This window comes from Allobosea sp. 67-29 (assembly GCF_001898115.1).
GTDB lineage: Bacteria > Pseudomonadota > Alphaproteobacteria > Rhizobiales > Beijerinckiaceae > Allobosea.
The window spans coordinates 88,995-108,855 of the sequence record NZ_MKSQ01000013.1; the positions used below are offsets into that span (position 1 = coordinate 88,995).

16 protein-coding genes and 1 tRNA gene are annotated in these 19,861 nt (G+C 67.1%); 12 read left to right on the plus strand and 5 right to left on the minus strand.

Annotated features, from left to right (window positions below; genetic code table 11):
* Window positions 1-2: 2 nt before the first annotated feature.
* Window positions 3-776, minus strand: a complete 774-nt coding sequence (gene otsB, locus BGO20_RS11065) for a trehalose-phosphatase (RefSeq protein ID WP_299857719.1) — start codon at window positions 774-776, stop codon at window positions 3-5.
* A gap of 316 nt (window positions 777-1,092) precedes the next feature.
* Between otsB and BGO20_RS11070 the strand changes: the two genes are divergently transcribed.
* The 6 genes from BGO20_RS11070 (at window position 1,093) to BGO20_RS11095 (ending at window position 8,824) form a co-directional block, all read left to right on the plus strand.
* Window positions 1,093-2,637, plus strand: a complete 1,545-nt coding sequence (locus tag BGO20_RS11070) for an alpha,alpha-trehalose-phosphate synthase (UDP-forming) (protein WP_291664049.1) — start codon at window positions 1,093-1,095, stop codon at window positions 2,635-2,637.
* A gap of 178 nt (window positions 2,638-2,815) precedes the next feature.
* Window positions 2,816-5,083, plus strand: a complete 2,268-nt coding sequence (ptsP, locus tag BGO20_RS11075) for a phosphoenolpyruvate--protein phosphotransferase (protein ID WP_291664050.1) — start codon at window positions 2,816-2,818, stop codon at window positions 5,081-5,083.
* A 47-nt stretch (window positions 5,084-5,130) separates the two neighbouring features.
* The gene (prfA, locus tag BGO20_RS11080) at window positions 5,131-6,216 is read left to right on the plus strand and encodes a peptide chain release factor 1 (protein WP_291664051.1); all 1,086 of its coding nucleotides are present in this window, start codon (window positions 5,131-5,133) and stop codon (window positions 6,214-6,216) included.
* A gap of 74 nt (window positions 6,217-6,290) precedes the next feature.
* Window positions 6,291-6,542 (plus strand): hypothetical protein, encoded by a 252-nt coding sequence (locus tag BGO20_RS11085; RefSeq protein WP_291664052.1) that lies wholly within the window; start codon window positions 6,291-6,293, stop codon window positions 6,540-6,542.
* Window positions 6,543-6,580: 38 nt separating this feature from the next.
* Window positions 6,581-7,435 (plus strand): peptide chain release factor N(5)-glutamine methyltransferase, encoded by an 855-nt coding sequence (gene prmC, locus BGO20_RS11090; RefSeq protein WP_291664182.1) that lies wholly within the window; start codon window positions 6,581-6,583, stop codon window positions 7,433-7,435.
* 405 nt (window positions 7,436-7,840) lie between these two features.
* The gene (locus BGO20_RS11095; RefSeq protein ID WP_291664053.1) at window positions 7,841-8,824 is read left to right on the plus strand and encodes a DUF4167 domain-containing protein; all 984 of its coding nucleotides are present in this window, start codon (window positions 7,841-7,843) and stop codon (window positions 8,822-8,824) included.
* A 76-nt stretch (window positions 8,825-8,900) separates the two neighbouring features.
* Here BGO20_RS11095 and BGO20_RS11100 read toward each other — a convergent pair whose 3' ends face one another.
* Entirely contained in the window at window positions 8,901-9,686 is a 786-nt protein-coding gene (locus BGO20_RS11100; RefSeq protein ID WP_291664054.1) for an MOSC domain-containing protein, read from the minus strand.
* An 82-nt stretch (window positions 9,687-9,768) separates the two neighbouring features.
* The gene (locus BGO20_RS11105) at window positions 9,769-10,083 is read right to left on the minus strand and encodes a DUF2293 domain-containing protein (RefSeq protein ID WP_291664055.1); all 315 of its coding nucleotides are present in this window, start codon (window positions 10,081-10,083) and stop codon (window positions 9,769-9,771) included.
* A 173-nt stretch (window positions 10,084-10,256) separates the two neighbouring features.
* Between BGO20_RS11105 and clpB the strand changes: the two genes are divergently transcribed.
* The gene (gene clpB / locus BGO20_RS11110; protein ID WP_291664056.1) at window positions 10,257-12,875 is read left to right on the plus strand and encodes an ATP-dependent chaperone ClpB; all 2,619 of its coding nucleotides are present in this window, start codon (window positions 10,257-10,259) and stop codon (window positions 12,873-12,875) included.
* A gap of 72 nt (window positions 12,876-12,947) precedes the next feature.
* Here clpB and metW read toward each other — a convergent pair whose 3' ends face one another.
* Complete coding sequence (gene metW / locus BGO20_RS11115; protein WP_465246026.1) at window positions 12,948-13,571, minus strand: methionine biosynthesis protein MetW; 624 nt, start codon at window positions 13,569-13,571, stop codon at window positions 12,948-12,950.
* 2 nt (window positions 13,572-13,573) lie between these two features.
* Window positions 13,574-14,743 carry a homoserine O-acetyltransferase MetX gene (gene metX / locus BGO20_RS11120; protein ID WP_291664057.1) on the minus strand — a complete coding sequence of 390 codons (1,170 nt, stop codon included), beginning with the start codon at window positions 14,741-14,743 and terminating at the stop codon, window positions 13,574-13,576.
* Between the two features lie 169 nt (window positions 14,744-14,912).
* On the opposite strand from metX, the gene BGO20_RS11125 reads away from it, so the two are divergent.
* The 5 genes from BGO20_RS11125 to BGO20_RS11145 all read left to right on the plus strand — a co-directional run bounded on the left by BGO20_RS11125 (window position 14,913) and on the right by BGO20_RS11145 (window position 19,672).
* Entirely contained in the window at window positions 14,913-15,746 is an 834-nt protein-coding gene (locus tag BGO20_RS11125; protein ID WP_291664058.1) for a chorismate mutase, read from the plus strand.
* A gap of 38 nt (window positions 15,747-15,784) precedes the next feature.
* Entirely contained in the window at window positions 15,785-16,885 is a 1,101-nt protein-coding gene (gene hisC, locus BGO20_RS11130; protein ID WP_291664059.1) for a histidinol-phosphate transaminase, read from the plus strand.
* Window positions 16,886-16,890: 5 nt separating this feature from the next.
* The gene (locus tag BGO20_RS11135; protein WP_291664060.1) at window positions 16,891-17,829 is read left to right on the plus strand and encodes a prephenate/arogenate dehydrogenase family protein; all 939 of its coding nucleotides are present in this window, start codon (window positions 16,891-16,893) and stop codon (window positions 17,827-17,829) included.
* Between the two features lie 98 nt (window positions 17,830-17,927).
* A tRNA-Thr gene (locus BGO20_RS11140) sits at window positions 17,928-18,003 on the plus strand.
* Between the two features lie 256 nt (window positions 18,004-18,259).
* Window positions 18,260-19,672, plus strand: a complete 1,413-nt coding sequence (locus tag BGO20_RS11145) for a M20 family metallopeptidase (RefSeq protein ID WP_291664061.1) — start codon at window positions 18,260-18,262, stop codon at window positions 19,670-19,672.
* The last annotated feature ends 189 nt before the right edge of the window (window positions 19,673-19,861 follow it).

The window sequence follows — 19,861 nt, forward strand, 5'->3', positions numbered from 1 at the left end:
GGTCAGTCCTGGTTCGTCGCGGCGAAGCTGTCGGCGGAAAGACGGCCGGTTTCGGCAGCCTCGAGAAGAATGTGGCGCAGCGCCGTCGGCGACGCCAGCCGCAGCGCGGCATGGCTCTCGCGGTCACGTCCGATCCGCACGGACAGTCCTCCCATCGCGTTGACGGCCTTGAAGCCGTCCTCGTCGGTGATGTCGTCGCCGATGAACACCGGCCGGCGGCCGGCATAGGCGGGTGTCTCCATCAGCCAACCGATGGCGCTGCCCTTGCTGGCCCCCGCCGGAACCAGCTCTGCGACCGACTTGCCTTCCTGCAGACGCATCCCGGGGCCCATTGCCGCCGCTGTCCTGCGCATCAGCGCCAGCGCCTCGTCCTGCAGCGAGGGGGCGAGGCGCCAATGCAGCGCCACCGATACCCGCTTGTCCTCGACGATGATGCCGACATGGCTGTTGGCAAAGCGGACCAGATCCCGCACGGCCTCATGCAGGCTGCCCGGGGCCTCCGATTGGGCCCGCAGTTCGCCGCCGACCCGGATCTGCGCGCCATGAAGCCCGGCGATGTCGAAGACATGCGGGGCGAGCATCGTATCGAGGAAGGCGATCGGGCGGCCGGAGACGAGCGCGAGCGCGCCGCCGAGCCTGTTCCGCAAAGCCTCGAGCGCGGGCGCGACACGGCGGTCGAGCTTCACGTCTTCCGGCGAAGGCGCGATTTCGACAAGCGTACCGTCGAAGTCCAGAAAGAGAGCGATCTGCTCCTGATCTGGAACGATATTGCGCAAGCCGTAGGCAGATTCTGGCTCTATCAAGGTCGTCATCGCTGTGTATCTGGGCAAGGAAGGCGGCAGAAGAACGGCCGCCCAGCCCGATAATCCTTTCTTCTCACAATTTGCAGGGCGTCGCCCCGGAAATTTCGTCGCTGGGGTTGTCTGAATCTACTGGATGCCTAACATGCGGGACACGATTTCACCGCAAGGCCGCCACTGCTTCGCCACGCCCCCGGCCCTGCATCACGGAAACATTACGCCTTTCGCGGCGTTCTGTTCCTGCCGCCGGTGGCGAAAATCGGGCGGCCTTCCCTCGGAGAATTCGTCGCCTATGCGTCTCGTCGTCGTTTCGAACCGCGTCACCATTCCCGATCGTCATGAGAAGGCGACGGCCGGTGGCCTGGCGGTGGCTCTGCGCGAGGCGCTGGAGAAGCATGGCGGCCTCTGGTTCGGCTGGAGCGGAGTGGTAGGAGCCGCCCGCCAGGTTCGCGAAATGCAACGCGGCAACGTCACCTATGCCGTGACGGATCTCAGCGAGGCCGAGCGCGAGAGCTACTATCTCGGCTTCTCGAACCGGGCGCTCTGGCCGATCATGCACTATCGGCTCGGGCTGACCGAGTTCCAGCGCGACGACTACATGGGCTATCTCGGCGTCAACCGGCGCTTCGCCCGCGAACTGTCGGCGATGCTCAGGCCCGACGACGTGATCTGGATCCATGACTATCACCTCATCCCGCTGGCCGCCGAGTTGCGCCGCCGGGGCGTGACCAATCGCATCGGATATTTCCATCATATCCCCTGGCCTTCGGCCGACACGCTGACGGCGCTCCCGTTCAGCGCCACGCTCGTGCGGACGCTCGCCGCCTACGATCTCGTCGGAATGCAGACGGCTCCGGATGTCCGCAATCTGGTCGATTGCCTCGTGACGATGTGCGGCGCCGTCTCGGACGGGCGGCGCGTGCGGCTCGGGGTGCGTGAAACGGCGGTGCAGGCCTTCCCGATCGGGATCGATGTCGAGGCCTTCCGTCGTCTGGCCTCTGCCTCGGTGAGGCAGGCGGCCACGCCGTTGCGGGCGACGCGCGAATCGCTGGGCGAGCGCAAGCTGGTGATCGGCGTCGACCGGCTGGACTACTCCAAGGGTATCGTCCAGCGCCTCGAGGCTTTCGGCCAGTTCCTGCGCAGTCATCCGGACGAGCGCGGCCGGGTCAGCCTGCTGCAGATCGCGCCGCCGTCCCGCAGCGACGTGCCGGAATACGCCGAGCTCGACCGCATGTCCGACGAGGTAGCCGGTCGGCTCAACGCGCAGCTCGGCGAATTCGACTGGACGCCGATCCGCGTCGTCAAGAAGGCCTATTCGCGCACGGCGCTGGCCGGCTTCTATCGCCGCGCCCAGGTCGGGCTGGTCACGCCGATGCGGGACGGCATGAACCTCGTCGCCAAGGAGTATGTCGCGGCCCAGAATCCAGCCGACCCCGGTGTGCTCGTGCTGTCGCGCTTTGCCGGTGCCGCCCAGCAGCTTTCCGAGGCCCTGATCGTCAACCCCTACGATACCCACGAGGTCGCCGAGGCGATCCGCACCGCGCTGGCCATGCCGAAAAGCGAGCGCATACGCCGGTTCGAGCTGCTCTATGGCGCCATCGAGAACAGCGGTATCCACTGGTGGACGCAGCGCTATCTGGATGCGCTCACAGGTAACCGCGCGCCGGACGAGGCAGCCGAATTGCCGCCCAAGGCTAAGGCGCCGCCGAAGCGTGGAAGCCGCAAGACAGATCCCGCGGGACCGGAGCGCGGCGAGGGAACGGGCCGCGCGCCTGGAGGCGCTCGGAAGCGTAGCGTTGCCTCCGACGACGGCTCCCATCTGACGCTCGTCCGGTGAAGCGTGAATGTGATGGCACCGGCCCTGGAGGGTATCGGATGCCGCTAGCTTTGTCGGCGCCCCTTGCCGAAGGCGGGCTTTCGTCGCTAGAAGGCGCAATGATCCGGGTGGGCGACTCAGGGTCTGGACAGGCATCGTATCGTCGATGGCTGAGGAGGCGGGCGGAGGGCTGAGATCGATGCGAGGCGCTCTCGGAGGACCGGGCGTTCTGCTGCGCCGCCTCCGCGAGGTGATGGCCGCGTCCGTCAGCCCGCAGGAGCGGCTGGACCGGCTTGTCGTCCTGATCGCCGGCAACCTCGTCGCCGAGGTCTGCTCCGTCTACGTCCTGCGCGAGGACGGCTCTCTCGAATTGTACGCTACCGAAGGCCTCAACCGCGAGGCGGTCCATCTGACGACCATGCGGGCCGGAGAGGGACTGGTCGGTCTCATCGCCAGCGAGGCGGAGCCGCTCGCCTTGTCCGATGCGCAGGCGCATCCGGCCTTCTCCTACCGCCCCGAGACGGGCGAGGAGATCTACCGTTCCTTCCTCGGCGTGCCGATCCTGCGCGGCGGCGCTGTGATGGGCGTGCTCGTCATTCAGAACCGCGCCTCCCGGATCTATTCCGAGGAGGAGATCGAGACGCTGCAGACCACCGCCATGATCATGGCGGAGATGATCGCGGCCGGCGGGCTGAAGTCGCTGGCGGCGCCGGGCGCCTCGATCGGCCTCGACCGGCCGATCCACGGCGTCGGCGTTTCGCTGGCGGACGGCGTCGGCCTCGGCCATGCGGTGCTGCACGAGCCGCGCGTCACCATCACCAACCTCATCGCCGAGAACCCGGCGGCCGAGGTGACCCGGCTGGAGGCTGCCATCGGCGACATGCGCGCCTCGATCGACGAACTGATCGAGCGCGGGGACGTCGCCCACACCGGCGAGCATCGCGACGTGCTCGAGACCTTCCGCATGTTCGCTCATGACCAGGGCTGGCTGCGCCGGATGCGCGAGGTGGTGTTGACCGGTCTCACCGCGGAGGCCGCGGTCGAGCGCGTCCAGTCCGATACGCGCGCCAAGATGTTGCGCCAGACCGATCCTTATCTGCGCGAGCGCCTGCACGATCTCGACGATCTGGCGAACCGGCTGCTGCGAACGCTCACGGGCAAGGCCAACGGCGTCGCCCGCGAGGACCTGCCGGAGAACGCCATCCTGGTGGCGCGCTCGATGGGGCCCGCGGCGCTTCTCGACTACGACCGGTCGCGGCTGCGCGGCCTTCTCCTCGAAGAGGGCGGGCCGGCGAGCCACATCGCCATCGTGGCGCGCGCCCTGGGCATTCCTGCGGTCGGTGAGGTGGTGAACGCCACCGCGCTGGTTCAGGCCGGTGACGCCATCATCGTCGATGGGCAGGCCGGCGAGGTGCAGATTCGCCCGCAGCCCGATGTCGAGAACGCCTACAAGGACAAGGCCAGGCTCCGGGCGCGCAAGCAGAAGCAGTACGAGAAGCTCAAGGAGCTGCCGGCCGTCACCAGGGACGGTGCCGAGATCACGCTGCAGATCAATGCCGGCCTGATCATCGACATGCCGAACATTGCGGCGACGGCGGCCTCCGGCATCGGTCTCTTTCGGACGGAGCTGCAATTCATGGTGGCGCAGCACATGCCGACCACCAGCGAGCAGCAGGCGCTCTACGCCGCTGTGCTCGACGCAGCCGGCAGCCGCCCGGTCACCTTCCGCACGCTGGATATCGGCGGCGACAAGGTGCTGCCCTATATGGAGCGGATCGAGGAGGAGAACCCGGCGCTGGGCTGGCGGGCGATCCGCATCGGTCTCGACAAGCCGCGCCTGCTGCGGGCGCAGCTCAGGGCGATGCTGCGGGCGGGCGCGGGGCGCGACCTCAAGATCATGCTGCCGATGGTGGCGACGACCGAGGAGTTTCGGCGCGCCCGGATGATTCTGAACCGCGAGCAGGCGATGCTGGAGAAGCAGGGCGTGGCGCCGCCGCGCGACCTGCGGGTGGGCGTGATGGTCGAGGTGCCGTCGCTGCTGTTCGAGTTGCCGGAGATCGCGCATGAGGCGGATTTCCTCTCGATCGGCACCAACGACCTGATGCAGTTCCTGTACGCCGCTGATCGCGAGAACAAGCGGGTGGCCGATCGCTTCGATCCGCTCGGCGTCGGAGCCCTGAGGGCGCTCAAGCGCATCGTCGATGCCGCGCGCGAAAGCCGCTGTCCGGTCACGGTTTGCGGCGAGATGGGCGGCCGGCCGCTGGAGACCATGGCGCTGATCGGGTTGGGTTACCGCGCCTTCTCGATGTCGGCCGCCTCGATCGGCCCGGTCAAGGCGATGCTGCGTGCGCTCGACGCCGGCAAGCTCCGCGAGCGGCTCGACTGGATGCTTGCCTCGCCTGAAGGCGTGATCAATCTGCGCCCGCAGCTCGCGGCCTTCGCCTCCGAGTTCAAGGTTCCGGTCTAGCGGTGCTCCGTCGCGCCCCGTGATCGGTCGATTTCAAGAGTTGCTCCATGTCCCTACAGCTTCCGCAGGATCGTCTCGACGGCATCGTGGCGCGCCACGCCGCCGCGACCGAGGAGATCAACCACGCGAGCGATCCGGCGCGCACCGTCGAGCTGGCGAAGGAGCTGTCCGAGCTCGATCCGGTCGTCGCGGCGATCGCCTCCTGGCGGCGGGCGCAGCAGGCGCTGGACGAGGCCGAGGCGCTGATCGCCGACCCCGCCACCGACCCGGAATTTCGCGACCTCGCCTATGAGGAACGCGATACGGCCCGGGCCGAGATCGAGACCCGCGGCCGCGAGATCCTGATCGCGCTCCTGCCGAAGGATGCCGCCGACGAGCGCGGCGTCATCCTCGAGATCCGGGCCGGGACGGGGGGTGACGAGGCCTCGCTCTTCGCTGGCGATCTGCTGCGCATGTACCAGCGCTACGCGGCGCAGAAGGGCTGGAGCGTCGATGTCCTGGCCGAAAGCGAAGGCACGGTCGGCGGCTACAAGGAGGTCATCGCCGAGATCAACGGCCGCGGCGTCTATGCCAGGCTGAAATACGAATCCGGCGTCCATCGCGTCCAGCGCGTGCCCGACACGGAGGCGAGCGGGCGCATTCACACATCGGCGGCAACGGTCGCGATGCTGCCGCTGGCGAGCGATGTCGACATCGCACTCAATGATGCCGACATCCGGATCGATACGTTGCGCTCGGGCGGCGCCGGTGGCCAGCACGTCAACAAGACGGAATCGGCCGTCCGGCTGACGCATCTGCCGACCGGCACGGTGGTGCTCGTCCAGGACGAGCGCTCCCAGCACAAGAACAAGGCCCGCGCCTACGAATTGCTGCGTGCCCGGCTCTACGATCTCGAACGCAATCGCGCCGATGCGGAGCGTGCGGCCGACAGGCGTGCGCAGGTTGGATCCGGCGACAGGTCCGAACGCATCCGCACCTATAATTTTCCGCAGGGGCGCGTGACCGATCATCGCATCAACCTGACGCTCTACAAGCTCGAGGAGATGATGCAGGGTCTTGTGCTCGACGAGATCATCGACGCGCTGACGGCCGAGCATCAGGCAAGGCTGCTGTCCGAAGAGGGCATGGCCTGAGATGGCTGCGATGAAACCAAATCGCACTGGCGGCGTTGCTGACGCATCGACACCAGCAACGGGGGTAGCAACCCATGATCAAGATGTTTTCGACGATCGCGATGGCCGGCCTGATGGCCGCGGCGCTGTCGGGCGCTTCGCAGGCGCAGGAGAAGACGCTCCGCAAGATCACGTCGGGCCAGCCGGCGGCCGTGCAGGGCGCCATGACCCAGGCCCAGGCCCGCAAGGCGTGCCAGGCCGAGATGCGGGGCACGCGCGAGAGCAAGAAGTCGCTGAACCTCAAGATGAGGCAGTGCATCAACCAGAAAATGCAGGGCAACAGCTGAGCCCATCTGCAGCGGCGGCCGGACGGGTCGTCGCGGGAATAGGGGAGGGCGCCGCGCCGACCGTCGGGGAGGCGCGGCGCCTTGTCGTGCGGGCACTGCGTGCCGCCGGGATCGAGAACGCGGGCCTCGATGCCCGGCTTCTGCTCGAAGGCAGCGTGGGCGAACGGGACCTCGATCCGGGGCGTGTTCTGCATTCCGCAGACCTTGGCAAGCTCGCGGATTTCATCCAGCGGCGGCTCGCCTCCGAACCGGTCTGGCGCATTCTCGGCGAAAGGGAGTTCTGGGGGCTGACCTTCCGCCTGTCGCCCGCAACGCTCGAGCCGCGGCCGGACAGCGAGACCATCGTCGAGGCGGCCTTGCGCCAGTTGGGGCCGCGTCGCGACGAGCCGCTCTCCATCCTCGACCTGGGGACCGGGACCGGGTGCCTGCTCGTTTCCCTCCTAAGCGAATGCCGGCTCGCGACCGGGCTCGGGATCGACCTGTCCGAGGAAGCGTGCCGCATGGCGGCGGGCAACGCCGCGTCGAACGGCGTGGCCGGACGCGCAGCTTTCCGACAGGGCAACTGGGTCGACGGTCTGGCGGGCATCTACGATGTCATCGTCTCCAACCCTCCTTACATCCCGGCCTCGGAGATCGCGGGCCTTTCGGCCGAGGTGCGGGAGCATGACCCGCTCCTGGCGCTGGACGGAGGTCCGGACGGGCTGGCCCCCTATCGCGTCCTTGCGCGCGACGTGCCGCGGCTGCTCGCGCCGGGCGGCTTCATTGTCTTCGAGATCGGCGCCGGCCAGACATCTGATGTCGTCTCGATCATGGCGGCGGAAGGTCTTGAATTGCGGGCGATGCGTCACGATCTCGGGGGCCATGAGCGGGCGTTGATCTTCGCGCCTGCCTGATAATGCACAGGCTTTTGGTCGATTTCGCTTGGAGAAGCAGCCAAAAGCGGTTATGCAGCTTTCAGCCGAAGCTGGCGGCGTCGGAGCCGGAGCGTTGGGCAGCCTCTCGAACGGCAAGCCTTTGCTCAAGATCAGCGTTGTTTACGGGCGTGTTCCTGAAGCGATGCGACTGACGAGTCAGATTGAACACCGAAGGCGCTACGGCAGCCCTCGGCTTTCGGGGTTGGCACCCCTTTGGAATAAGAGCGCGTGAAGACCAGAAACGGCGCAAGGCCCCTTCAGGTCCACTCAGCCCGACACGGCGTCGCAACCCGCTGTGTGTCGAAACGCGCATGACGATGCCACGGTTGCTTTGAACACAGAAGCGCGAGACAGACGCGAATGAGACCAGGTCAGAACCGGCGTATGCGCGGCCGCAATAATAACGGCAACAATAACGGCAATCGTAAATCTCCGAACCCGTTGCAGCGTAGCTACGAATCCAACGGCCCGGACGTAAAGGTCCGCGGCACTGCGCAGCATGTCGCCGAGAAGTATTTGCAGCTCGCCCGGGATGCCCAGTCGTCCGGCGATACGGTCGCGGCCGAGAGCTATTTCCAGCATGCCGAGCACTATTACCGCATCCTGCTCGCGGCGCAGGAACAGATGACCCAGCAGTTCGGGCATACCTTCCCGCCGAATCGCGCCTTCGTCGAGGTCGAGGACGATATGGAAGAGGAGGGCGACGATGACGGGCAGGGCGGCTTCCAGCCAGGCACCGGGCCTCAGCCCGAAATGCGGCCCCATAGCGGTCACATGAACGGAAACGGCTACAACGGCCATGGCGGCCAGCGGGCCGATGGCGAGGCCGGTGACGGGCAGCAGCAGGGCAGCGGCCAGCGCTTCGACCGCCAGGGTCGCCGCGACCGCTTCAACAATGATCGCAACGAACGCCGCTTCGACCGGCAGGACCGGGGCGAGCGTCGCTTCGACCGCAACGGCGAAGGCGGGCAGGGCGGCTACGCCCCGCGGCCCGACGCGCCGCGATCCGATATCCCCGTCGGCGCTGTCGAGGAGGCTCCCGAAGGCGCTTCCGAGCAGCCTCAGGCCGAGCGTTCCTTCGATCGGGCCGAGCGTCCGCAGCGCGGCGAGCGTCGTCCGCGCCGCGAACGGCAGCCCGAGGCGGAGGCGGAGGATGTGCCGGCAGCCCTGCCATCCTTTCTGACAAATCCGGTTCGCGCCGCTGCTCCGGTCGAGCCCGCTGCCGCCGAGCCGGCTGCGCCCGCGGCGGTCGAGACAAGCGAGGAGGCTTCCGCCGAGGCGGCGCCCGCCAAGCGCACGCGCCGCCGCCGCTCGCCGCGCGAGGTGATGGACGCGCTGGGTTCCGAGGCTGACGGCTCCGCCGAGTGATCCGCACGCTTTCGACAGTTGAGAAAGGGCCCGCGAGGGCCCTTTTTTGTGTTCGCTCCGGTACTTCGATACGGGATCAGGCCGTATCCAGGGCGGCCGAAGCCTCCGTCGGGCTCAGGACATCGCCCTCCCGCAACGTTCCATCTGCGAGAATCCGGCAATAGATGCCGCAGTCGACATGGCCGTAGCCCTGCATCAGCGCCTTGGGAATCTGCATGTCGCGGGCGCCGCTGTCCGGGTCGACATTGGTGGCGGCGCAGCGCTCGATCCGCTTGATGACCTGCAGCCGCAGCCCGCCTGGGCCGTCGATGTCACGGCCGACGAGTTCGTTCTCGGCCCAGGGCTCCAGACCACTGACCATCAGGTTGCCGCGAAAGCGCAGGGGGGCGACCGGACGGCCGACGCGCTCTGCCAGGTCGGCGACGCTGGCGAGGTTGATGATCGAGACGAAGCCCGAGCGCGAATCGGTGAAACGGTAGGGCGCCGGTGCCGTCAGCAGCTTCGGTGCGCCGCGCAGTTCCTCCGGCATGAAGTCCTGAAAGAAGCGCGTGATCGCGGCCTGCCCCTCCGGAGTGGTCGTGTCGGCCCGCAGCGTCTCGTGGCCGTCCTGATGGATGACCAGTTCGCCGCTGGCATCGACGTAGCGGGTCTTCAGCCGCGCCAGCGATTCGTTGCGCATCAGCATCAGGTATTTGATCTTCGGCTGATGGACCGGCTCGGCGGGGTCGAAGCCGGACGGGCCGTTCTCGATGGCGAAGAGCCGGTCTCCGGGAAAGAAGCCGCCCGTCGCAAGCGTCGCCTCGGTCAAGCGCTCCGGTGAAAGCCCCTTGACGGGGTAGCGGTAGAGGGTCTCGATGCGCATGATCGGTCCGGCAGGTTGAAGGCAGGCGGGACCATAGCTGCCTTTCGGCAGCCCGACAGATCAAATTCTGTATCGATTGCGATCATTCCTCCGCATCCTCGCCCTCGCTGACCGAGCGCTGGCAGCCCCAGCCGGCAAGGACCGCGTCGGTTTCCTCGGCGACGAAGAAGCGCGCCGCATCCCGGTCGTAGCCTTCGGACAGCAGGCGCTCATAGTCGGTATGGACGTGGCGGACATGGCTGCCGAGCGCGAGCCACAGTGCCGTCGAGGGTGGCAGGTCCTTCATATGTCGCCGCTCCGCCAGCGCGATCACCGCTTCGGCGTCGGAGAGCGGGATGCCGGGCGCCAGCGCCCTGAGCGCCTTACGAATCGCCTGCTGTCGCTTGGTTCCGGCCATGCCCGATCTGGGCCTGCGCGACCGGCGAGGTCAATTGTGTCCGCCCCTCTTCCGTTGCGCCAATGCCACACTATCTTGAGAGGCGAAGGGCGGCCCGAGCGGCGCCCTATCTCGATGAAAGGCAGCAGGCTTGGCGTCGCTACGGGGCGCGCCTGCGGGCGGGAGTGATTTGAATGAACATTGAGAAATATACCGATCGCGCAAAGGGGTTTCTCCAGGCGGCGCAGACGATCGCCCTGCGGGAAGGACATCAGCAGTTCACCTCGGAGCATCTGCTCAAGGCGCTGCTCGACGACAACGAGGGCATGGCGGCCGGCCTGATCGACCGGGCTGGCGGCCAGTCGCGCGTCGCTCTGCAACTGACCGATCAGGCTCTGGCGAAGCTGCCCAAAGTGACGGGCGGCTCGGGCGGGCTCAACCTGACGCCTGGCCTCGCCCGCGTCTTCGACACCGCCGAGAAGGCGGCCGAGAAGGCCGGCGACAGCTTCGTCACGGTCGAGCGGCTGCTGCTCGCGCTCGCGATCGAGAAGGACACCGAGGCCGGCAAGGCGCTCTCCAAGGCCGGCGTGACGCCACAGGCGCTGAACGCCGCGATCGAGGCGATCCGCAAGGGCCGCACCGCCGATTCCGCTTCGGCCGAGCAGGCCTATGACGCGTTGAAGAAATATGCCCGCGACCTCACCGCCGCGGCGCGCGATGGCAAGCTCGACCCAGTGATCGGCCGCGACGAGGAGATCCGTCGCACGATTCAGGTTCTCTCGCGCCGGACCAAGAACAATCCCGTCCTGATCGGTGAGCCCGGTGTCGGCAAGACCGCCATCGCCGAGGGCCTCGCTCTGCGCATCGTCAATGGCGACGTGCCCGAGAGCCTGAAGGACAAGGAACTGCTCGCGCTCGACATGGGCTCGCTCATCGCGGGCGCGAAATACCGCGGCGAGTTCGAGGAACGGTTGAAGGCCGTGCTGACCGAGGTCTCTGCTTCGGATGGCGGCGTCATCCTGTTCATCGACGAGATGCACACCCTCGTTGGCGCCGGCAAGACCGACGGCGCGATGGATGCCTCCAACCTGCTGAAGCCGGCGCTCGCGCGCGGCGAGTTGCACTGCATTGGCGCGACCACGCTCGACGAGTACCGCAAGTATGTCGAGAAGGACGCGGCGCTGGCGCGGCGCTTCCAGCCCGTGTTCGTCGAGGAGCCGACGGTCGAGGACACGATCTCGATCCTGCGCGGTCTCAAGGAGAAATACGAGCAGCATCACCGCGTCCGCATTGCGGATTCGGCGCTGGTTTCGGCTGCAACCCTGTCGAACCGCTACATCACCGACCGCTTCCTGCCGGACAAGGCGATCGACCTCGTCGACGAGGCCGCGGCGCGTCTGCGCATGCAGGTCGACTCCAAGCCCGAGGAGCTGGATTCGATCGATCGCGAGATCGTCCGTCTCAAGATCGAGCAGGAGGCGCTCAAGAAGGAGAGCGATGCCGGCTCGAAGGAGCGGCTGAAGCGGCTCGAATCCGAGCTGGCCGATCTGGAGGCGCGCTCCGACGCCATCACCACGACGTGGAAGGCCGAGAAGGACAAGCTCGGCCAGGCCGCGGAGCTCAAGACCAAGCTCGACAACGCCCGCAATGAACTCGCCCAGGCGCAGCGCAAGGGCGAGTACCAGCGGGCGGGCGAGCTCGCCTATGGCGAGATCCCGCAGCTTGAGAAGAAGCTGGCCGAGATCGAGGAGAAGGGCGACAGCGCCGGCATGGTCGAGGAGGCGGTGACGCCCGATCACGTCGCCGCCGTCGTCTCGCGCTGGACCGGCGTGCCGGTCGACCGCATGCTCGAGGGCGAGAAGGAGAAGCTGCTCCGCATGGAGGAGGTTCTCGGCTCCCGCGTCGTCGGGCAGAAGGAGGCGGTGGAGGCGGTCTCCACCGCGGTGCGTCGTGCGCGGGCCGGCCTGCAGGACCCCAACCGTCCGATCGGCTCCTTCATGTTCCTCGGCCCCACCGGCGTCGGCAAGACGGAGCTGACCAAGGCGCTGGCGTCGTTCCTGTTCGACGACGACACGGCGCTCGTGCGCATCGACATGTCCGAGTACATGGAGAAGCACTCGGTCGCCCGGCTGATCGGCGCGCCTCCCGGCTATGTCGGCTATGAGGAGGGCGGGGCGCTGACGGAAGCCGTGCGTCGCCGGCCCTATCAGGTCGTGCTCTTCGACGAGGTCGAGAAGGCGCATCCGGACGTGTTCAACGTCCTGCTGCAGGTGCTCGACGACGGCCGCCTGACCGATGGCCAGGGCCGCACCGTCGATTTCCGCAACGTGCTGATCATCATGACCTCGAACCTGGGTTCGGAGTTCCTGGTGAACCAGCCCGAAGGGCAGGATAGCGACGCGGTCCGCGAGGAGGTCATGGGCGTGGTCCGCCACGCTTTCCGGCCGGAGTTCCTGAACCGGATCGACGACATCATCCTGTTCCATCGCCTCAGGCGGAAGGACATGGACGCGATCGTCGATATCCAGATGGCCCGGCTTCAGAAGCTGCTGACCGACCGCAAGATCACGCTCGAGCTCTCGAAGGAGGCGCGCGAGTGGCTGGCGGACAAGGGTTACGATCCGGCCTATGGCGCGCGCCCGCTGAAGCGCGTGATCCAGAAGTTCGTGCAGGATCCGCTGGCTGAAGCGATCCTTGCCGGCGAGATCGTCGACGGCGAGACCGTGCCGATCACGGTCGGTCCAGGCTCGTTGATGTTGGGCGATGTCGCGGCCGTGAAGGAGAAGCGGCCGGCTGGTGTCGCACTGAACTGACCTGTGACCGCCAGATGAACAGGAAAGGGCCGCGCGAGCGGCCCTTTTCCGTTTCTGGCAAGGCGACTTTGCTTATCCCCGCTTCAGCAGGAACACGGCCTGCGCGCCGAAGAGGTTCCAGAACCACCAGGGCGCGTTGACGCCGACCTTGCCGCCGGCGGCGTCGAGGGCCACGGCCCGCTCCTTCTCCGCGCCGATCAGGTCGCAGAGCGCGACGAAGTCACGGATCGTGCAGAAATGGATGTTGGGCGTGTCCCACCAGCTATAGGGCAGCGCGTCGGTCACCGGCATGTGGCCCTGGAAGAACACTTGGCTGCGCATCCGCCAATGCCCGAAATTCGGGAAGGAGACGATGGCGCGCCGGCCGATCCTCAGCATCTGCTCCAGCACGAGCCGCGGATTGCGCGTGGCCTGGATCGTCTGGGACAGGATGACGTAATCGAACGAGTCGTCGGGATAGTCGGCGAGATCGGTATCGGCGTCGCCCTGGATCACCGAGAGGCCACGCGCGACGCAATCGGCCACGCCTTCGCGCGAAAGCTCGATGCCCCGGGCATCGACATTGCGGGTCTCGGCCAGCAAGGCGAGGAGCGCCCCGTCGCCGCAACCGACGTCGAGCACGCGGGTGCCCGGCTGGACCATCTCGGCGACGAGCTTGAGGTCGATGCGGTTGGTCTGGGGCTCGGTCAGCGCCATCGTCAAAGCCCCCGTGCCCGCGCCGCTGCGCTCAGGAAGCCGCGCGTCGTGGCGAAGAGGTTGGGTTCGTCGAGCAGAAAGGCGTCGTGGCCCTTGTCGCTCTCCAGTTCGACGAAGGAGACCGAGGCACCGGCCGCGTTGAGGGCATGCACGATGGCACGCGAATCCGCCGTCGGGAACAGCCAGTCCGAGGTGAAGGAGGCCACGCAGAAGCGCGTCTTGGTGCCCGCGAAGGCGCACGCCAGCACGCCGTCATGGTCGGCGGCGAGGTCGAAATAGTCCATCGCCCGCGTCACATAGAGATAGGAATTGGCGTCGAAGCGCTCGACGAAGCTCAGGCCCTGATGGCGGAGATAGCTTTCAACCTGAAAGTCCGCGTCGAAGGAGAATGTCGGCGCCTCACGGTCCTGCAATTTGCGGCCGAACTTGCGGTGCAGCGCCTGCTCGGAGAGATAGGTGATGTGCGCGCCCATCCGCGCCACGGAAAGCCCCTTGGAAGGCCGCGTGCCCTCCTCGAGATAGCGACCCTGCCGCCATTCGGGGTCGGCCATCACCGCCTGCCGGCCGACCTCGTGGAAGGCGATGTTCTGGGCCGAATGCTTGGCTCCGGTGGCCAGCGGCAGTGCCGAGAAGACCCGGTTGGGATAGCTTGCCGCCCATTGCAGCACCTGCATGCCGCCCATCGAGCCGCCCGCGACGCAGAACAGCGTCTCGATGCCCAATGAATCGATCAGCGCGGCCTGCGCCCGCACCATGTCGCGGATCGTCACCACCGGAAAGGACAGGCCCCAGGGCTTGCGCGTCTCAGGGTTGGTCGAGGCCGGGCCGGTGGTGCCGGTGCAGCCGCCGATGACATTGGCGCAGATGATGAAGAAGCGCTCGGTATCGATCGGCTTGCCCGGCCCGATCATCGCCGTCCACCAGCCGCCCTTGCCGGTGACGGGATTACGGCTCGCGACATATTGGTCGCCTGTCAGGGCATGGCATACGAGGATCGCGTTGGATCGCGAGGCGTTCAGCTCGCCATAGGTCTGGTAGGCGATCTGCCAATGGTCGAGCACGACGCCGCAGTCCATCAGGAGCGGCGCCTCCGGCCCGAAGCGCGCGACGAGGCTCGAAGGCTCGTTCGCCTCCTTCAGCGGATCGGCCAGGCTGGGAAAAGGATCGCGCATGTCGTCCGCTTCGGCAGTGGGATTTGTCTTGCCGGTCCAGGCGTTCGGAAAATCGAACTAGCGATGCCGCGCCGGCGCGCCGCTGTCAACGCGGGACTGCATGGACGCTTTGCCAAGGTGGCGCCGGGGCGCTAAGGAGCGTGGCCTTGCCGGAAAGCGCGTTCTTGCCATGACCGAAGCCGCCCCCACGACCCTCGCCGATCTGCGCGCCGAGATCGACCGCATCGACAGCGAGATGCATGCCCTGCTGATGGAGCGCTCGCAGATCATCGAGACGCTGATCTCGGTCAAGAAGACGCAGGCCTCCGGCTCCGCTTTCCGTCCGGGCCGCGAGGCGGACATGATGAAGCGCCTTGCGCTGCGCCATAAGGGGCTTCTGCCGCTGGACACGGTCGAGAGCATCTGGCGCATCATCATCGCGACCTTCACCTATGTTCAGGCGAGCTATTCGGTCCACGCCGACGTCTCCGGCGGCGATCCGGCGATGCGCGATTCCGCCCGCTTCCATTTCGGCTTCACCGTGCCGTTCGTCCCGCATGAGGATGCCCGCGCCGTGATCCGTGCCGTTGCCGAGTCGGCTGGCGATCTCGGCATCTTCCGCATGGACCAGGGCGCCAGTGCCGGCATCTGGTGGCGCGACCTGATCGGGCCGGACAAGCCCAAGATCATCGCGCGCCTGCCCTTCATCGAGCGGCCGGATCACCCGGCCGGCACGCCGGTCTACTGCATCGCCAAGCCACTGACCGATGCCGCCGTGCGCGAAATCGTGCTGTACGCCGCTCGTGTCGAGCGCTGGTCGGAGGCGCTGCGCCACGGGCTCGCCGAGCATCTGGCCGAGGTCTCGGCCTCGGCGGCCGACGGCTCGCATCTGTCGCTGCTGGTTGCGGCCTCCGGCGAGGTCGACCAGGCCGCGATCCGTGAAGCGCTCGTGCCGGCCGGCCTCAGCGATTTCTCCGAGGTCGGCAGTCATGCCGCCCGCTTCGCCGTCAAATCCGCCCGTTGAGCGGGCCCGAATCGCTTCCTGCTGCAAGGTCAATTCCTATGACGACCGCCTCTCGACCCACCCCGCGTCCCGGCGTTCTCGACATCGAGGCTTACGTTCCCGGCAAATCCGCCGCGCCCGCCGGCGTGAAGCTGCACAAGCTCTCCTCCAACGAAACCCCGCTCGGCCCGAGCCCGAAGGCGATCGCAGCCTTCGAGGGCCTCGCCGCCAAGCTGGAGCTTTATCCCGACGGCACGTCGACCAAGCTCAAGCAGGCGATCGCCGGCCGCTACGGCTTCGATCCCGCGAGGATCATCTGCGGCAACGGCTCGGATGAATTGCTGGAGCTGGTCACCAAGGCCTATCTCGGCGCGGGCGACGAGGGCATCTACAGCCAGTACGGCTTCCTGGTTTACCGCATTGCCATCCTTGCCATGGGCGGCAAGCCGGTCGTCGTGCCGGAGAAGAACTACACGGCCGATGTCGACGGCATCCTGGCGGCGGTGACGCCGAAGACGAAGATCGTCTTCCTCGCCAACCCCAACAACCCGACCGGCACCTATCTGCCCTTCGACGAGGTCAAGCGCCTGCAGGCAGGCCTGCCGCCGCATGTCCTGCTCGTGCTCGACGCCGCGTATGCCGAATATGTCCGCCGTAACGACTACGCCTCCGGCATCGAGCTCGTCGCAGAGAGCGAGAATGTCGTGATGACCCGCACCTTCTCGAAGATCTACGGCCTCGCCAATCTGCGCATCGGCTGGATGTATGCGCCGGCCCACATCATCGATGCGCTCGAGCGCATCCGCGGCCCGTTCAACGTCAACGGCGCCGCGATCGAGGCTGGAGCCGCCGCCGTCGCCGACGAGGCCCATGTCGCTGCCGCCCTCGAACACAACGAAAAGTGGCTTGCCTGGACGACGGCGGAGCTGGAGAAGCTCGGCCTGACCGTCACGCCCTCGGTCGGCAATTTCGTCCTGATCCACTTCAACAAAACGCCCGGCAAGACCGCAAAGGACGCCGACGCCTTCCTGACGCAGCGCGGCCTCATCCTGCGTGCCGTCGGCGGCTATGGCCTGCCGGACGCGCTGCGCATGACCATTGGGACGGAGGAGGCGAACCGCCTCGTCGTCGCCGCGCTCGCCGATTTCCTCAAGGCGTGACCGAGATGGCGGAAAGCTTCGCGCCGCGCCGCTCTGAGCCGGTCTTCGCCCGCCTCGCCATCATCGGCATCGGGCTGATCGGCTCCTCGATCGCGCGGGCGGCGAAGGAGCTGAACCTAGCCGGCACGATCGTGCTGGCGGATCGCGACGAAGCCGTCCGCAAGCGGGCGCGAGAGCTGGGCCTTGGCGATGCGGTCGCGGAGACGGCGGCGGAAGCGGCTGTCGATGCCGACCACATCATCCTCTGCGTGCCGGTCGGCGCCTGCGGGCCGGTCGCGGCCGAGATCGCGCCTTCGTTGAAGCAAGGCGCGATCGTCTCCGATGTCGGCTCGGTCAAGGGCTCGGTCGTCGACGCCGTCCTGCCGCATCTGCCGGAGGGCGTCGCCTTCGTGCCGGCCCACCCTGTCGCGGGCACCGAGAATTCCGGCCCCGATGCCGGCTTCCCGAGCCTCTTCCTCAACCGCTGGTGCATCCTGACGCCGCCGGAAGGCACGGACGCTGCGGCCATCGCGAAAACCCGCCAGTTCTGGGAAGGCATGGGGGCGCTGGTCGAGGTGATGAGCGCGCAGCACCATGATCTCGTGCTCGCCGTCACCAGCCATCTGCCGCATCTCATCGCCTACAACATCGTCGGCACGGCCGAGGATCTGGAGGCGGTGACGCAGTCCGAGGTGATCAAGTTCTCGGCCGGCGGCTTCCGCGACTTCACCCGCATCGCGGCCTCCGACCCGACGATGTGGCGCGACGTCTTCCTGCACAACAAGGAGGCGGTGCTGGAGATGCTGGGACGCTTCAACGAGGATCTCGCACTGCTCACCCGCGCTATCCGCTATGGCGATGGCGAAACCCTGCACAAGCACTTCACCCGCACCCGCGCCATCCGCCGCGGCATCGTCGCGCTCGGCCAGGAGAAGCCGGAGACGGAGAAGCTGCGCAAGGACTGAAAGAGGAGCGACGGGTCGCGAGCCGCCTCGTGCCCGGCATGTGTGGTGCCTCTTGCGGCTTGCCAAGCAACCCGCCTGCTGGTACAGCGCCACCCGTCGCCGCAATAGCTCAGCTGGTAGAGCACCTCATTCGTAATGAGGGGGTCGGGGGTTCGAATCCCTCTTGCGGCACCATCCGTTTCCATCGATTTCGCTGAGGCTTGCAGGGCCGGCTGGACGCAGGCGCTCCGGCAGTTGCCTCATTGCGGCATCCGCTGCAGCTCGGCGGATCGCGGCGGATCGATCTGCACTAAGCGCCGCTGTTGCGGGCGTAGAATTCAACCGTCTTGCCGTTCGCCCTGTAGTAGCCTCGCGCGGTCGCGCCTGTCCTCGGCAGCCGATCGACGAAGAGGCGCCTGCAGGGGCGCAAAGGCCATCGCGGGAGAACGCTGTGCAGAACACCGACAAGATCTGGACCATCGTCGATTCGAAGCAGGCGGACTACATCGCGTTGAGTGACCGCGTGTTTGGAATGCCGGAGCTCAACTACAGGGAGTTCAAATCGGCCGCGGCCCATGCCGAGCAGCTTCGCCGCGAGGGTTTTCGCGTCGAGACCGGCATCGCCGGGTTGCCGACCGCCGTCATGGGGGAGGCCGGGGAGGGCGGCCCGGTCATCGCGTTCCTCGGCGAGTACGATGCCTTGCCCGAACTCTCGCAGTCGCCGGGCGTGGCGGAGCATCAGCCGCTTCCCGGCCAGCCTGCCGGCCATGGCTGCGGGCACAACCTGCTCGGCGCGGGCGCGATGCTGGCTGCGGCGGCGATCAAGGACTTTCTGGCGGAGCGGGGGCTGAAGGGCCGCGTCCGCTATTATGGCTGCCCGGCAGAGGAGGGCGGGGCTGGCAAGGCCTTCATGGTCAAGGAAGGCGCCTTCAAGGATGTCGACATCGCGATTTCGTGGCATCCGGCGGATTTCGCGGCAGTGACGGCGCCGGTCTCGCTGGCGAACACCACGATCGACTTCGAGTTTTCCGGGCGTGCCAGCCATGCTGCCGCCGCGCCTCATCTCGGCCGTTCGGCCCTCGATGCCGCCGAGCTGATGAATATCGGCGTCAACTACATGCGCGAGCACATGCCGAGCGACGCGCGCGTTCACTATGCCTATCTGGATGCCGGCGGCATTGCCCCGAATGTCGTTCAGGCCAAGGCCAGGCTGCGCTACGTCGTGCGGGCGACGATGGTGTCTCAGGTCCACGAGCTGCTGGCGCGTGTGCGCAAGATCGCAGATGGCGCGGCGCTGATGACGGAGACGACCGTCACGAGTGAAGTCGTCAGCGCGATGAGCAGCCTGCTGGCGAACACGCCCCTCGAAGACGCCATGCAACGCAACCTCGACCGTCTCGGGCCGCCGCCTTTCGATGCCGAAGACGTCGCTTTTGCGAAGCGTATGCAGCAGACGGTGACCGCGGCGCATATCGAGAGCGCGTTCCGTCGTTCGGGGCTGCCGGTCTCGGACTTCCCGCTCTGCAATGCGATCGCTCCGAAGGAAGTGCCGGGGCCGCGCATGATGGGCTCGACCGACGTCGGCGACGTCTCCTGGGCCGTGCCGACCGTGCAGGCGCGGGGCGCCACCTACACCATCGGGACGCCGGGGCATTCCTGGCAGCTGACGGCGCACGGGCAGTCGCCGCTGGCGCACAAGGGCATGGTGCACGTCGCCAAGGCGATGGCCGGCGTGGCCGCCGACGTGCTCGCCGAACCGGGGCTTCTGGAACAGGCCAAGGCCGATTTCGACGAGCGCCTTGCACGGACGCCTTACAAGGCGCTCCTGCCCGCCGAGGCCAAGCCGCCTTTCCACATGTTCTGACGCCGCAAGCTCGGCGGCTCGGTCGACCGACCGGTCGAGCCGCTCTTCTCGTTTGAAGGCCGACGCGGTTGGCCGCAACCGCAGGCGCAACCCATCCGCCGGGGGCGGAGGCCTGACGGCTCGGCAGCGTGCCGATTGCGCACCGCATCGGCTTCAGCGGGTGGCGTCACAACACGGTCATGAGGCCGG

Bases quoted from the DNA above. Each gene is read 5' to 3' on its own strand.
- hisC (WP_291664059.1), top strand. From the start codon at position 15,785: ATGACGACCGCCTCTCGACCCACCCCGCGTCCCGGCGTTCTCGACATC.
- BGO20_RS11095 (WP_291664053.1), top strand. From the start codon at position 7,841: ATGCGCGGCCGCAATAATAACGGCAACAATAACGGCAATCGTAAATCT.
- prfA (WP_291664051.1), top strand. From the start codon at position 5,131: ATGTCCCTACAGCTTCCGCAGGATCGTCTCGACGGCATCGTGGCGCGC.
- BGO20_RS11105 (WP_291664055.1), bottom strand. From the start codon at position 10,083: ATGGCCGGAACCAAGCGACAGCAGGCGATTCGTAAGGCGCTCAGGGCG.
- metX (WP_291664057.1), bottom strand. From the start codon at position 14,743: ATGCGCGATCCTTTTCCCAGCCTGGCCGATCCGCTGAAGGAGGCGAAC.
- clpB (WP_291664056.1), top strand. From the start codon at position 10,257: ATGAACATTGAGAAATATACCGATCGCGCAAAGGGGTTTCTCCAGGCG.
- ptsP (WP_291664050.1), top strand. From the start codon at position 2,816: ATGCGAGGCGCTCTCGGAGGACCGGGCGTTCTGCTGCGCCGCCTCCGC.
- BGO20_RS11125 (WP_291664058.1), top strand. From the start codon at position 14,913: ATGACCGAAGCCGCCCCCACGACCCTCGCCGATCTGCGCGCCGAGATC.
- BGO20_RS11085 (WP_291664052.1), top strand. From the start codon at position 6,291: ATGATCAAGATGTTTTCGACGATCGCGATGGCCGGCCTGATGGCCGCG.
- metW (WP_465246026.1), bottom strand. From the start codon at position 13,571: ATGGCGCTGACCGAGCCCCAGACCAACCGCATCGACCTCAAGCTCGTC.
- BGO20_RS11070 (WP_291664049.1), top strand. From the start codon at position 1,093: ATGCGTCTCGTCGTCGTTTCGAACCGCGTCACCATTCCCGATCGTCAT.
- BGO20_RS11135 (WP_291664060.1), top strand. From the start codon at position 16,891: ATGGCGGAAAGCTTCGCGCCGCGCCGCTCTGAGCCGGTCTTCGCCCGC.
- BGO20_RS11100 (WP_291664054.1), bottom strand. From the start codon at position 9,686: ATGCGCATCGAGACCCTCTACCGCTACCCCGTCAAGGGGCTTTCACCG.